The organism is Serratia sp. NFX21, assembly GCF_048517035.1.
GTDB lineage: Bacteria > Pseudomonadota > Gammaproteobacteria > Enterobacterales > Enterobacteriaceae > Serratia > Serratia quinivorans.
Genome location: NZ_CP183196.1, coordinates 2185430 through 2199599, shown reverse-complemented (window position 1 = coordinate 2199599; position 14170 = coordinate 2185430). Strand labels below are relative to the sequence as shown.

The following is a 14170-nucleotide window of genomic DNA, read 5'->3' as shown; positions in this document are numbered from 1 at the left end:
TCTGATGAATGAAATCCAACCTTTAGCAAGCGCCGCCGGGATGACCGTCGGCCTTGCCGTTTGTGCCCTTATCCTTGGGCTGATCCTGGCGATGCTGTTTGCCGTCTGGGAGTCATCACGCTGGAAAGTGGTTAGCTGGCTCGGTACCGCCTGGGTCACTCTGTTGCGCGGCCTGCCGGAAATTCTGGTGGTGCTGTTCATCTATTTCGGCTCATCGCAGCTGTTGTTGATGCTGTCCGATGGCTTCACCCTGAACCTTGGTCTGTTCCAACTGCCGATCCAACTGGCGATTGATAACTTTGAAGTCAGCCCGTTCCTGTGCGGCGTCATTGCTCTCGCCCTGCTCTATTCGGCCTATGCGTCGCAAACGCTGCGTGGCGCATTGAAGGCCGTGCCGCAGGGGCAATGGGAATCCGGTCAGGCACTGGGGATGAGCACCGCGGCAATTTTCTTTCGCCTGATCATGCCGCAAATGTGGCGTCACGCGCTACCCGGCCTCGGCAACCAATGGTTGGTGTTACTGAAAGATACCGCGCTGGTGTCACTGATCAGCGTTAACGATCTGATGCTGCAAACCAAAAGCATTGCCACCCGCACCCAGGAGCCTTTTACCTGGTACGTGATTGCGGCGGCGATTTACCTGGTGGTCACCCTGATCAGTCAGTACATCATTAAACGCATCGAACTGCGCACCACGCGTTTTGAGCGGGGGCCAGCCTGATGTTTGAGTTCTTGCCGGAAATTATCAAAGGGCTGCACACCAGCCTGACGCTGACCATCACCGCGCTGATCGTGGCGCTGGTGCTGTCGCTGGTGCTGACGGTGATCCTGACGCTGAAAACGCCGATCCTGACGCCGCTGGTAAAAATCTATATCACCCTGTTCACCGGTACGCCGCTGCTGGTGCAGATCTTCCTGATCTACTACGGCCCCGGTCAGTTCCCGGCGATCCGCGAGTATCCGTGGTTATGGAACTTGCTGTCGCAGCCGTGGCTGTGTGCGATGATCGCATTGGCGCTGAACAGCGCCGCCTATACCACCCAACTGTTTTACGGTGCGGTACGGGCGATACCGGCCGGTCAGTGGCAATCTTGTGAAGCGCTCGGCATGTCGCGTTCGCAGTCGCTGCGTATCCTGCTGCCATTCGCCTTCAAGCGTGCGCTATCGTCTTACTCCAACGAAGTGGTGCTGGTGTTCAAAAGTACCTCGCTGGCCTATACCATCACCCTGATGGAAGTCATGGGCTACAGCCAGCTGATGTATGGCCGTACCTACGACGTGATGGTGTTTGGTGCTGCCGGGTTGGTGTATCTGTGCGTCAACGGCTTGCTGACGCTGCTGATGCGTCTGGTCGAGCGCCGTGCATTGGCGTTTGAACGCCGCAACTGAGTCAGTCGACCGATACTCTCAAAGCCCTGCCATCGTGCGGGGCTTTTTTACACCCAGAACAAATTTTTAATCATTTATATTGCATATTAATTCATTAAATGGCAGGGTTAACACCGACCGACAGCCGCCAAAACCTCTGGGTTATTGTCAGTAAAATCAAGCGGTGAAGAGATAAAAACACGCAGTCTTGCAGACAGGAGCTTTAAGCATGAAAAAACTATTGCTGGCCGCCACGGTATTAGCAGGCATCGCCTTTAACGCCAGCGCAGCCGAGACCATTCGTTTCGCCGCTTCCGCCACCTACCCGCCGTTTGAGTCGCTGGATGCCAACAACAAGATCGTGGGTTTTGATATCGATCTGGCTAACGCGCTGTGCAAACAAATGAAGGCCGAATGTACCTTCACCAACCAGGCGTTCGACAGCCTGATCGCCGCGCTTAAATTCAAGAAATACGACGCGGTGATCTCCGGTATGGACATCACGCCAGAGCGCAGCAAGCAAGTTGCCTTCACTCAGCCCTATTATGCCAACTCGGCAATTGTGATTGCCGAAAAAGGCAAATTCAGTTCGCTGGCGGATCTGAAAGGGAAAAAGGTCGGCATGGAGAACGGCACCACCCACCAGAAATACATGCAGGACAAGCACCCGGAGATTAACACCGTCTCTTACGACAGCTATCAGAACGCCATTCTCGAGTTGAAAAATGGCCGTATTGACGGCGTATTCGGTGATACCGCCGTGGTGAATGAGTGGCTGAAGAACAACCCTCAGTTGGCTCCGGTAGGTGAACACGTTACCGATGCACAATACTTCGGTACCGGTCTGGGTATTGCGGTACGGCCGGACAATCAGGCACTGCTGGCCAGGCTCAACAGTGCGCTGGACGCCATTAAGGCCGACGGCACCTACAAAGCCATTAACGACAAGTGGTTCCCGCAGTAAGCGCTATTCGGGGCGTGGAATGCCACGCCTTGTTTACCAAACCTAAGCATTGTCCACAGTTCCTTTCGGTGCTAAATTTGATACTAAATATAACACCAAAGGAAACATCATGATCGTCCAGCCCATTCTGGCAGATTCAGCAGTCAGCATCAGCGATTTTAAAAAATCACCTAACGCAGCACTCAAAGAAGCCCACGGACAGCCCGTTGCCGTGCTTACCAATGGGAAGATTTCCGGTTATTACGTCTCTCCTGAGACCTGGCAAGCCATTGCTGAATGCCTCGAGGATATTGAACTCGCTGAAATAGTCCGCTCACGGATGAGTGGCAAACGTATTAAGGTCAATCTGGATGACTTATAACCTTTAATTACGAACCAGCAGCGTCAGTACTTCGTAATGGGCGGTATGCGGGAACATATCAAACAGCTGGACGCGCTCGATGCGGTAATCCGGCAACATCTCAATGTCTTTCGCCATGCTCTCGGCGTTACAGCTCGAATACAGAATATAGCCCGGTGCCATCTGGTTCAGATAGTCGCACAGTGCCTTGCCAATACCGCGTCGCGGCGGATTAACCAGCACCAGTTGCGGCACGCTGCCTTCGGCGGTAGCGAACCGGGTAGAATCCAGCGCCTGGAAATCGACGTGTTGCAAACCCAGAGTTTTCGCCGATTGGCGCGCGCAGGCAATCGCCTCGGCGCTAATTTCGATGCCGGTCAGGCGTGTTTCCGGCAGCGCGCAATGCAGGCCAAACCCACCCACACCGCAGAACAGATCCCACATACTGTCGATAGCCAGTGCCCGCACCCAGTCACGGGCAGTGGCGTAAAGCTCGGCGGCCACCTGCGGATTGGTCTGGAAGAAACTTTGCGGGCGGATATACAACGGCACCTGGTTAAATTGCTCTTCCAGCGCCTGTTGCTCGGTCAGCGGGATCTCCCGCTCCCCTTCCATAATCGCCATATGTACCGGCTGAATATTGGCGGAAATCACCCTGAGCTGCGGCAACTGCTGTTGCAGCCACGGCAGTGCGGCACGCAGCTGCGCCAGCTTGCTGTCTGAACGAAGTACAAAGCGCAGCATTACGCCACCACTGTGGGTACTTTCAGTCAGTAACAGGTACTTCAGTTCGCCACGTTTACGCGCCACGTTGTAGGGCGTCAGGCCGGCGCGGGCGATAAAACTTTTCAGCACATCAAACATCGGCGAGAAACTGGCGGGATACAGTGGACAGGCGCTCAGATCCACCGCCGTGCCGTCACGATGCAGCATGCCCAGTAGCGGACGCTCTACGCTGCCGCTGACTACCATTTTGGCTTTATTGCGAAATGCGCTCTGCTCGCCGGCGATCGGCTCTAGCCACTGCGCAACGTCACGGTCACTCAGCAGTGATTGCAGATGATGCTGTTTGTCCGTCAGTTGCTGCGGGTACGGCTTTTCCAACCACTGACAGGAACGGCAGGTGCCCGCCGTATACAAAGCGCAATGCATGAAGATAACCCTGAGTTCGGGGTGAATAATTAAGGGCGCAGAGTTTATCACTCTACGCCGTTAAAATCTCAATTGCGCACGGCGAAATAACGGCGGCTGGTAGCGGGAACAAACAATAATGCCAGAATGACGACATCGGGGATTTTTTGCAGGATCAGCATGTGCAAGATTTGGCCGCTGGTTTCACCTTCAACGGTAAAGACCTCCGGCAGAAAACTGCCAATGGTGGCCAACAGCAGATAACCAACCACCAGGCATTGGCAGGCCACAAAACCCCAACGCCCCCAGTTGCGGCCGCGCATCACCGCAAAACCGCAACTGATTTGCAGGCACAGTAATAACAGGCCAGCCAGAAAGATCAGGGTGGAATCCCAGGCCTGTGCGCTGGTGCTGACGAACTCCTGAGCGCCATCGACCCCCAGTTCCCCCAACAGCAACAGCACGCTGATGCACTTGATAGCCACCATCGCCGTTCCGGCTACCATCACCGGCACTGGCGCATCTGAATTCATTCTTATTCCCTGCCTGCTGTTCAGCATGTCTGACATGTCCATGTTCCGCAACAAAACGCCACCTGTTCAGGTTAAGGATGCACGACGCGTTTAAGTGGGCGTTTCCCTCTCCAGCGGGAGAGGGAACAATATCAACTTAAGTGACCAGCATTAACCTATTCAGGCGGCATATATAAAGTCAGGTAATCAATTGCAATACCAATAATTGCAAAAATAGCAGGTTTAATCAGACTCAGCTACGGGCAGCCTTTTGTAATTCGCGCGATCGCTGTTTTTCCGAGCGCGCCATAAACCACCATGCAATCAGGCCGATAACGCCGACCACCAGCAGGATCAAACTCGCAAGGGCGTTAATTTCCGGATTAACCCCCATACGTACGCTGGAGAACACCAGCATCGGCAAGGTAGTCGCGCCCGGCCCGGCGACGAAACTGGCAATCACCAGGTCATCCAGCGACAGGGTAAAGGCCAGCATCCAACCGGCGATCAGCGCCGGTGCAATCATCGGCAGAGTGATCACAAAAAACACTTTCAGCGGTGTCGCGCCCAGATCCATCGCCGCCTCTTCGATAGAGCGATCCAACTCACGCAGGCGCGAGCTGATCACCACCGAAACATAGGCAGTACAGAAAGTGACGTGCGCCAGCCAGATGGTAAACATCCCCCGTTCCGACGGCCAACCAAAGGCATGCCCCATCGCCACAAACAGCAGCAGCAACGACAGGCCGGTGATCACATCCGGCATAACCAGCGGTGCCGTCAGCATAAAGGCAAAACCGGTTGAACCACGAAAACGGCCAAAACGGACCATCACCACTGCCGCAATCGCTCCCAGCACCACCGCAGCGGTCGCCGAGGCGGCGGCGATAGTCAGGCTGAGCCCGACGGCGCTGATCATCGCCGAATCATGGAACAACTCGGTATACCAGCGCGTGGACCAACCGGCCCACACCGTCACCAGTTTGGAACTGTTGAACGAGTAGATCACCAGCATCAGCATCGGCGCATACAAGAAGGTGAAACCCACTACCAAAATAGCGATACGCCACGGCGAGCGCACTACCGGCAAGTTGTTCATCCCTGCCCCCCTATTTCCTTGTTCTGGTGCTTATGGAACCAGAGAATCGGTACGATCAACAGCAGCAGCATGACGGTGGCCACTGCCGAGGCTACTGGCCAGTCACGGTTATTAAAGAACTCCTGCCACAGTACCCTGCCGATCATAATACTGTCCGGCCCGCCCAGCAGTTCCGGGATCACAAATTCGCCGACAGCCGGGATAAACACCAGCATCGAACCGGCAATAATCCCGCCGCGGGTCAGCGGCATAATCACGCTGAAAAAGGTTTTCAACGGTTTAGCCCCCAGATCCAGCGACGCCTCCACCAATGAATAGTCCAACCGCGTCAGCGCGGTATAAATCGGCAGCACCATAAACGGCAGGTAGGAGTACACCACGCCGATATACACCGCCAGATTGGTGTGCAGGATCACCAACGGCTGATCGATCACCCCGGTCCATAACAAGAAGTTATTGAGGATACCGTTATTTTTCAGAATGCCCATCCAGGCGTAAACGCGGATCAGGAACGAGGTCCACGACGGCAGGATCACCAACAACAGCAAAATATTGCGGGTTGAGGATTTGCTGTGCGCCACCGCCCAGGCCAGCGGATAGCCGATGATCAGACAGCAAACCGTCGATACCGCCGCCACCTGCAGCGATTGCAGATAAGCGTCTATATACAGCGGATCGTCGGTCAGTTGCAGGTAGTTGGCAAAATTGAGCGCGATGTCCAGCTTACCCTCTGCCCAGCTCATCAGGTCAGTGTAGGGCGGGACCGCCAACGCCAGTTCCGCCAGGCTGATCTTGAACACGATCAGGAACGGCAGCAGGAACAGCAGCGTCAACCACAGCAGCGGCACCGCGATCACCAGCTTGCGGCCATGGGCCATCTGCAGGCGCTGGAAAAAGGCTTTTAACGGGCCGGGCCCTTTGGCCGGTGGTTCCGGCGGTGTGTGTTCAGCAAGCATTGTCATAATGATTATTCCTCACCTTCTCGACTCACACCGTCAACACGACACAGCTGTCGGCTTCCCAGCACAGGCGCACTTCGTCGCCCCAGGTCGGCATCCCTTTGCGGAAACGGTGACCGTTTTGCAATTGGGCGCTAATAATCTGGCCGCTGAGCAACTTCACATGGTAGATAGACAGGTCGCCGAGGTAGGCGATATGTGCCACCTCCCCAACCGCAAAGTTGCAACCGTCCTGCGGAACCTCTTCGCACAGCATGATTTTTTCCGGCCGCAGGGCGACCTGGATCGGCACGCCGTCCACTACCGAGGCGTCGGAGTCCACCTTAATCGCATGGCGCAAACCGGGACTTTGCAGGATCAAGCCATCGTCATGGCGCTCTTGCAGCACACAATCAAAAACGTTGACCGAGCCGATAAATTCAGCGCTGAAACGGCTGTTCGGATGCTCGTAGATCTCTTCCGGTTCGCCGATCTGTACAAATTTGCCACGGTTCATGATGGCAATGCGCCCTGCCATGGTCATCGCCTCTTCCTGGTCATGGGTGACCATTACGCAGGTCACGCCAACCCGCTCAAGAATATCCGTCACTTCCAGTTGCATGCGGTCACGCAGTTTTTTATCCAGTGCGCCCATCGGCTCATCCAGCAGCAGCAGTTTCGGCCGTTTGGCCAGGCTGCGTGCCAGTGCCACCCGCTGGCGTTGGCCACCGGATAGCTGATGCGGTTTACGCTTGGCGAATTCCTGCATGTGTACCAGCGACAGCATTTCCGCTACCCGATCGGCGATTTCCGCACGCGGCATTTTGTCCTGTTTCAGACCGAAGGCGATATTTTGCTCTACCGTCATGTGCGGGAACAGCGCGTAGGACTGGAACATCATATTGATCGGCCGCTGGTAAGGCGGCACATGCGACATGTCCTGCCCATCGAGCACAATCTGCCCTTCCGTCGGCTGTTCAAAACCGGCCAGCATGCGTAAAAGCGTCGACTTCCCGCAGCCAGATGGCCCCAGCAAAGCGAATATTTCGCCCTTATAGATGGTCAGGCTGACGTCTTCGACCGCGTTTTGGCCGTCAAAGGTTTTGGTGAGGTTACGGATTTCCAGCAGAGGGGTGAAGACCTTCTGCGACTTGGCTTGAGGACGAGGGATGACGTCGTTCAATCGGGGTGCTCTCCGGTGCAAACAGTACAAAAAACCACGGCGATTGCCATGGCCCAAAATGGCAATGCAGGCGGGGAGCACCCGCCTGCCGGTCAAAACAACCCTGAAACCGGCCCAACGGCCGCCCTCTGAGTATTAGCGTCCGCTTTTAACTTTAGTCCAGGCGCGGGTAATCACACGATCCAGCTTCGGCGACTGCACGTTCAGCGTAAACAGCTTGGCGCGCAGATCGGCCGGTGGGTACACGTTCGGATTGTTGCGGACTTCGGCATTAACCAGCGGTGTAGAGTCCTTCACCGCGTTGGCGTAATACACAAAGTTACTGATCCCCGCCATGACATCAGGCTTCATCAGGAAGTTCAGGAACTGGTAGGCAGCGTCCTTGTTTTTGGCATCCGCCGGCATGGCAAACATGTCAAAATAAGTGAGCGCTCCCTCTTTCGGGATCGCATAGGCCACGTTCACACCGTTCTTCGCTTCTTTGGCGCGATTGGCCGCCTGCATCACGTCGCCGGACCAGCCGATCGCTACGCAGATATCACCGTTTGCCAAATCGTTGATGTACTGGGAAGAGTGGAAATAACGGATGTTCGGCCGCAGCTTGAGCAACAGATCGTTGGCTGCACCGGTGTAATCTGCCGCGTTGGTGCTGTTGGGATCCTTGCCCAGGTAGTGCAGCACGGTGGCATAGACCTCACTTGGCGCATCCAGGAAGGAAACGCCGCAGCTCTTCAACTTCTCGAGATTTTCCGGTTTGAGGATCAGATCCCAGCTGTCAACCGGTGCGTCTTTGCCCAGTACCGCCTTCACCTTGTCGACGTTATAGCCGATGCCGGTGGTCACCATCAGATAAGGGATACCGTACTTGTTGTCCTTGTCATTGTGCGCCACCAGTTGCAGCATCTCGGGATCAAGGTTTTTGTAGTTCGGCATCTTGCTCTTGTCGAGCGGCTCGAAAATGCCGGCCTTCGACTGACGCTCAAGGAAATTGGATGAAGGAACGACCAAATCATAACCGGTGCTGCCCGCCATCAGTTTGCCTTCCAACACTTCGTTGGAGTCAAAGACGTCGTACACCACTTTAATGCCGGTTTCTTTCTGGAATTTGGCTAAGGTGTCCGGCGCAATATAGTCGGACCAGTTATAGATGTGCAGCGTTTTTTCCTCGGCTGACGCCGTGACGCTTGCTGCTATCAGCAGGCCGGCAACCACACCCGATAACCACTTTTTACGTAGGGTGACCATCCGTAACTTCCTCCAAAACAGGGGTGAATCATAGAATTGAACTTGTACCGCCAAACGATACAAAACCTTTCCTGATCGAGCGCAATCGTTGCAACCGCGGATTGAATGTCTATGCAGTTGATTGCATACACCTTTTTCAGTTGCCCAGCCCGCATGGTCACCAGGGGAATCGCAAGCCCTTAGCAGAATCAGCAGCATAACCGCTGTTGCCAAAACGCACCAGCCTCCGGGGATAAAACCGGCTTTTATCGATTTTTTATGCAGTTTGTCTGTATGTGATACGCCATTAATGGCATAAACGAAGAGGAATATCTGGCAGCAAAGGGTAAAACACAGAATATATTATTGCGGAAGGGAATAACGGCAGCATGCCGCCAGAGGGACGGCACGCATCATGTACAGTGGGGATCAGTGCAGCATTGGCAGGCGCTCAGCGGCAGCCGTGTTATCTTCTTCGTCACCCATAAACAGCAGATCGTTCGCCCGCGCCTCGAGGATCACCATCGAGATTTGCTCTTCGCCCTGCTGCATAAAGTGGGTGAACTGCTCCAGCGTGATGCCAACGGCAATGCTCAGCGACTGGCAAACGATCAGCTTCGGCAGATTGTCGTCCTGAATATCAACAAACGCCTTGATGGTCAGCGAACTGGCGTTGATCTGGCTAAGATCGGCCACCAGCGGGATCAGTGCGGTCGGCTTCACTTCGGCCAGGGCGGAGAACAGGATCACGTTGTCGACCAGATCGAGCTTGGCATCAAACACGCCATCGAAATTTTGCATGTGCGGCAGGTGCAGCGCCTGACAGGAATCGCACTCAAAGAATGAAATGCCCGATTGATCCAGCCAGCGTCGCAACAACGCCAAATCAGGGACAATGAGTGAATCCATAATACCAGCCTCACAATATTCAAAACGCGAAAAGGCGCATAGCTTACGGAATATTGCCCCACTACGCCACGATCAATGCGGCTTAATTCGCTATTAGGGTAAATATGGTCGATAAAAAGCCGCAACTCCAGCCACAGAACGGCGAATTTTTTACGGCAAACTTATCCGCCAGATTTCAACCTGAAACCCGGCCTGCCGCGCTGCTCAATATATTCGATCATCCTGCCGGCGATATCCAACCCGGTGGTGCTTTCCACCCCTTCCAACCCCGGTGAAGCATTGACCTCCATCACCAGTGGGCCACGGGCCGCACGCAGGATATCCACCCCGGCGACATCCAGCCCCAGTGTGGTGGCGGCCTTGACCGCAATCGCCCGCTCTTTGGCAGTGATGCTTACCTTGCGGGCGGTGCCACCCCGGTGCAGATTGGAACGAAACTCCCCGGGTTTGGCCTGGCGCTCAATGGCTGCGACAACCTTACTCCCCACCACCAGGCAGCGCACATCACTGCCCTGCGCCTCGCGAATATATTCTTGCACCAAAATATGAGCGTTCAGGCCACGAAAGGCATCAATCACGCTTTCTGCCGCCTGGCGAGTTTCCGCCAGTACTACGCCAATGCCCTGCGTGCCTTCCACCAGTTTGACCACCAGCGGCGCACCGCCAACCAGTTCAATTAAATCGCCGGTGTCGTCGGGCGAATGGGCAAAACCGGTGATCGGCAAATCGATCCCCTGCCGTGCCAGCAACTGCAGCGAGCGCAGCTTGTCACGCGCACGAGTGATCGCCACCGACTCATTAAGCGGATAACTGCCCAACAGTTCAAACTGGCGCAGCACTGCAGTGCCATAAAAGGTCATGGCGGAGCCGATGCGCGGGATCACCGCGTCGTAACGCTCCAATTGGCGGCCGCGGTAGTGGATAGTCGGCGCGGCCGGGTTGATGTTCATATAGCAAGAGAGTGGATCGATAACTTCGATGCTGTGGCCGCGCTGTTCCGCCGCCTCCACCAAGCGTTTACATGAGTACAACGTTCCATCGCGCGAAAGAATGGCAATTTTCACTCGTCACCCCAAAAAGGCAAGCCCCTGTCTGGCAGGTATGTCTCCGGTGGCCATTATTCAGGCACGCGGCTCACTGTCGTTTTTATCTTCAGGCGTATCTGGCTTGCGCCGATCGTTCTGCGGCGGCTGACCACCGCGCATCAATGGGCCAAATCCCTGCACCACCCGCCAAACCAGAAATGCCGCCGCCGGCACCATCAGCGCCACGCCGAGGAAGATCATTCCCACCGCCGCCTGCTGTGAGGCCAACCAGCCGGGTAATTGAACGTGGCTATGTATACTTAGATAAGCCAGCACCAACAACAGCATGCCCAGCCCTTCCAGAACCAGCACGGTACGCGGTAAGTCACCGAATGAACGCATATTTTCTTCTCCAGAAGCTCTGCCTCCAGTGTAGTGAATTCCCATCGGCGGCGACAGCCCCGGCGGCTTAATCGGTTACATGAATCAAATTAACAGGTAATTCCTGCTTTTTTTTCGCCGACCCAACGGGCATAGTAAGCGCCATCAATGCGGGTAATGTTCAGGCTTAAGTCTTTTTCGACCGACAGAATGTCATTGCAGTTGCGATTAAATTATTGAATATCAATCTAAGGAGTGTTGCATGTTTGCAGTTATCTTCGGGCGCCCAGGCTGTCCTTATTGTGTCCGTGCGAAAGAGTTGGCGGAAAAACTGACTGAAGAACGTGACGATTTCAACTTCCGTTATGTTGATATCCACGCTGAAGGCATCACCAAGGCCGACCTGGAAAAAACCGTCGGCAAGCCGGTAGAAACCGTACCGCAGATTTTCCTCGATGAGAAACACATCGGCGGCTGCACCGATTTCGAAGCTTATGCCAAAGAAAACCTGAATCTGTTCCAGTAAGCTTCAGGCACAACGAAAAAAAGGCGCTCATAGCGCCTTTTTTTATTGCCGTTAGCCACGATGACACTGCCGGTAGGCCTGCAACAGGCCGCGCGCAAACAAAGCCAGCAACGCCCCGAACATGCACCAGAACACCGCGCTGGTGGCATAAGCCAATTCCTGCCACACCGAGGCAGACGGCGTTAGCCAGAAATGGCGGATGATCAGACACAGCGGCAACGCATACAACGCCCCCAGTAGCGGGCAGAGAATGCGTTTTTTGCTCGATAAGTAGCTCGCGACCACGCCGGGTATCACAAACAGCAACAGGCCGGTCTCCCCCCGGTGTTCATGATCCGTGCTGCCAAATGCCCCACTCTGCTGGCCGAGATACACCAGGCTGAACAGCAGAAAACAGCTTAATATTCCCCACCAATACCGTTCACTCGCCATGCCCCCTCCCCCTTTAATCTCATTACCACACCGTAGAAATCAGCCGTGCCACAATGCCGGTGACGCCTTGTCGTAAACCGACAACGCTAAACTGAACTTTTTCCTTGGCCTAAAGAGAGTTAAATGCTTTTGGCAGGGCATGAACCCAGCTTTATGCTGGCTGTCACGCGCCATAGCGACTAGAATAAACGCCGCCGATCGATGCTTCGAATCGCCTTTCGCTGGTTAGTTATTTATGAAGTCGCTTTTTGACTGAATTTATATCTTATATTTATCTATATCAAGCACTTACTGGTAAACAATAAGTTATCCTACGTGAACATAAACGTCGCTAGTTTGTTAAACGGTAACTACATCCTGTTACTGTTCGTGGTACTCGCGCTGGGGCTGTGCCTCGGTAAAGTCCGTCTGGGCTCCGTTCAACTCGGTAATTCCATTGGTGTTTTGGTGGTTTCGCTGTTGCTCGGCCAACAACACTTCGCCATTAACACAGAAGCGCTGAACCTCGGCTTTATGCTATTTATTTTCTGCGTTGGCGTGGAAGCCGGACCGAACTTTTTCTCGATATTTTTCCGCGACGGCAAAAATTACCTGATGCTGGCGCTGGTGATGGTCGGTTCCGCGATGGTGATTGCCATCGGTCTGGGCAAACTGTTCCATTGGGATATCGGCCTGACCGCCGGTATGCTCGCGGGCTCAATGACCTCGACCCCGGTTCTGGTCGGCGCCGGTGATACGCTACGTAATACCATCACCAATGGCCCGGCACTGCTGGCAGCGCAGGATCATCTGAGCCTCGGCTACGCCCTGACCTACCTGATTGGTTTGGTGAGCCTGATTTTCGGCGCGCGCTACCTGCCCAAGCTGCAACACCAGGACCTCTCCACCTCCGCCCAACAGATTGCCCGCGAACGCGGCCTGGACACCGACAGCCAACGCAAGGTTTACCTGCCGGTCATCCGCGCCTATCGCGTTGGCCCCGAGCTGGTAGCCTGGGCCGATGGCAAAAATCTGCGTGAGCTGGGTATCTATCGCCAGACCGGTTGCTATATCGAACGTATCCGTCGTAACGGTATTTTGGCCAACCCGGATGGTGACGCGGTATTGCAGGTGGGCGATGAAATTTCCCTGGTCGGCTACCCCGATGCCCATGCACGACTGGACCCCAGCTTCCGCAACGGCAAAGAAGTCTTCGACCGCGACCTGCTGGATATGCGCATCGTCACCGAAGAGATCGTGGTTAAAAACAGCAATGCGGTGAACAAACGCCTGAGTCAGTTGAAGCTGACCGATCACGGCTGCTTCCTCAACCGGGTGATCCGCAGCCAGATTGAAATGCCTATCGACGACAGCATTGTGCTCAATAAAGGCGATGTGCTGCAGGTTAGCGGTGACGCCCGCCGGGTGAAAAGCGTGGCGGAGAAGATTGGCTTTATCTCGATCCACAGCCAGGTGACCGACCTGCTGGCATTCTGCGCCTTCTTTATTATCGGGTTATTGATAGGCCAGATCACCATTCAGTTCAGCAATTTCTCATTCGGCATCGGTAACGCCGCCGGTTTGCTGATGGCCGGCATCATGCTCGGCTTCCTGCGCGCCAACCACCCGACCTTCGGCTACATTCCGCAGGGTGCGCTGAACATGGTCAAAGAGTTCGGCCTGATGGTATTTATGGCCGGTGTCGGTCTGAGCGCCGGTGCCGGTATCGGTAACAGCCTGGGAGCCGTTGGCGGCCAGATGCTGATCGCCGGGTTAATCGTCAGCCTGGTGCCGGTAGTGATTTGCTTCCTGTTCGGTGCCTACGTGCTGCGCATGAACCGCGCCCTGCTGTTCGGCGCAATCATGGGGGCCCGCACCTGCGCGCCGGCGATGGAAATTATCAGTGATACTGCGCGCAGTAACATTCCTGCGCTGGGTTATGCCGGGACCTACGCCATAGCTAACGTATTGTTAACCCTGGCGGGCTCGTTGATAGTGGTGTTGTGGCCGGGGATCCTCGGCTAACCGATAAGCAATAAAGATGAATCAGTGGCAAAAATATTTTGAAATTTTTATCCCCGGTGAGAACTTTCCTTTCGGGGGGTAGTCTTAATTAGTGCCACTGCTTTTCTTTGATGTCCCCATTTTGTGGAGCCCGT

The 14170-nt window shown here is 54.9% G+C and carries 16 protein-coding genes; 6 read left to right on the top strand and 10 right to left on the bottom strand.

Annotation, left to right across the window (positions count from 1 at the left end):
- The first annotated feature begins 4 nt into the window (after positions 1-4).
- From artQ to ACNT1W_RS10395, 4 genes are all read left to right on the top strand, one after another.
- Entirely contained in the window at positions 5-721 is a 717-nt protein-coding gene (gene artQ / locus ACNT1W_RS10410) for an arginine ABC transporter permease ArtQ (protein ID WP_017892234.1), read from the top strand.
- On the top strand, positions 721-1389 hold the full coding sequence (gene artM / locus ACNT1W_RS10405) for an arginine ABC transporter permease ArtM (protein WP_012006086.1): 669 nt from the start codon (positions 721-723) through the stop codon (positions 1387-1389). Before artQ ends, artM begins: the two co-directional genes overlap by 1 nt.
- Positions 1390-1597: 208 nt before the next feature.
- On the top strand, positions 1598-2332 hold the full coding sequence (gene artJ / locus ACNT1W_RS10400; protein ID WP_218215966.1) for an arginine ABC transporter substrate-binding protein: 735 nt from the start codon (positions 1598-1600) through the stop codon (positions 2330-2332).
- Positions 2333-2441: 109 nt separating this feature from the next.
- A complete protein-coding gene (locus tag ACNT1W_RS10395; protein ID WP_012006084.1) occupies positions 2442-2693 on the top strand; it encodes a prevent-host-death protein in 252 nt (83 codons plus the stop codon).
- A 3-nt stretch (positions 2694-2696) separates the two neighbouring features.
- Here ACNT1W_RS10395 and rlmC read toward each other — a convergent pair whose 3' ends face one another.
- The 9 genes from rlmC to ACNT1W_RS10350 all read right to left on the bottom strand — a co-directional run bounded on the left by rlmC (position 2697) and on the right by ACNT1W_RS10350 (position 11095).
- A complete protein-coding gene (gene rlmC / locus ACNT1W_RS10390; RefSeq protein ID WP_115182857.1) occupies positions 2697-3824 on the bottom strand; it encodes a 23S rRNA (uracil(747)-C(5))-methyltransferase RlmC in 1128 nt (375 codons plus the stop codon).
- Positions 3825-3892: 68 nt separating this feature from the next.
- A complete protein-coding gene (locus tag ACNT1W_RS10385) occupies positions 3893-4372 on the bottom strand; it encodes a YbjO family protein (RefSeq protein WP_041418514.1) in 480 nt (159 codons plus the stop codon).
- Positions 4373-4568: 196 nt separating this feature from the next.
- The gene (gene potI, locus ACNT1W_RS10380; protein WP_012006081.1) at positions 4569-5414 is read right to left on the bottom strand and encodes a putrescine ABC transporter permease PotI; all 846 of its coding nucleotides are present in this window, start codon (positions 5412-5414) and stop codon (positions 4569-4571) included.
- Entirely contained in the window at positions 5411-6376 is a 966-nt protein-coding gene (potH, locus tag ACNT1W_RS10375; protein WP_012006080.1) for a putrescine ABC transporter permease PotH, read from the bottom strand. The genes potI and potH overlap by 4 nt, the downstream gene beginning before the upstream one ends.
- 25 nt (positions 6377-6401) lie before the next feature.
- A complete protein-coding gene (gene potG, locus ACNT1W_RS10370; protein WP_012006079.1) occupies positions 6402-7535 on the bottom strand; it encodes a putrescine ABC transporter ATP-binding subunit PotG in 1134 nt (377 codons plus the stop codon).
- A gap of 135 nt (positions 7536-7670) precedes the next feature.
- Entirely contained in the window at positions 7671-8780 is a 1110-nt protein-coding gene (potF, locus tag ACNT1W_RS10365) for a spermidine/putrescine ABC transporter substrate-binding protein PotF (RefSeq protein WP_261408174.1), read from the bottom strand.
- Between the two features lie 408 nt (positions 8781-9188).
- Positions 9189-9668: a YbjN domain-containing protein gene (locus ACNT1W_RS10360; RefSeq protein WP_012006077.1), complete on the bottom strand. Its 480-nt coding sequence runs from the start codon at positions 9666-9668 to the stop codon at positions 9189-9191.
- A 161-nt stretch (positions 9669-9829) separates the two neighbouring features.
- Positions 9830-10732, bottom strand: coding sequence for a 30S ribosomal protein S6--L-glutamate ligase (gene rimK / locus ACNT1W_RS10355; RefSeq protein ID WP_012006076.1), 903 nt, complete (start codon positions 10730-10732; stop codon positions 9830-9832).
- 57 nt (positions 10733-10789) lie between these two features.
- A complete protein-coding gene (locus ACNT1W_RS10350; protein ID WP_017892227.1) occupies positions 10790-11095 on the bottom strand; it encodes a YbjC family protein in 306 nt (101 codons plus the stop codon).
- A gap of 241 nt (positions 11096-11336) precedes the next feature.
- On the opposite strand from ACNT1W_RS10350, the gene ACNT1W_RS10345 reads away from it, so the two are divergent.
- Positions 11337-11600 (top strand): GrxA family glutaredoxin, encoded by a 264-nt coding sequence (locus ACNT1W_RS10345; RefSeq protein ID WP_012006074.1) that lies wholly within the window; start codon positions 11337-11339, stop codon positions 11598-11600.
- 51 nt (positions 11601-11651) lie between these two features.
- Here the strand turns inward: ACNT1W_RS10345 and ACNT1W_RS10340 are convergent, their stop codons facing one another.
- The gene (locus tag ACNT1W_RS10340; RefSeq protein WP_012006073.1) at positions 11652-12032 is read right to left on the bottom strand and encodes an inner membrane protein YbjM; all 381 of its coding nucleotides are present in this window, start codon (positions 12030-12032) and stop codon (positions 11652-11654) included.
- A 315-nt stretch (positions 12033-12347) separates the two neighbouring features.
- Between ACNT1W_RS10340 and ACNT1W_RS10335 the strand changes: the two genes are divergently transcribed.
- A complete protein-coding gene (locus ACNT1W_RS10335) occupies positions 12348-14036 on the top strand; it encodes an aspartate:alanine antiporter (protein WP_012006072.1) in 1689 nt (562 codons plus the stop codon).
- The last annotated feature ends 134 nt before the right edge of the window (positions 14037-14170 follow it).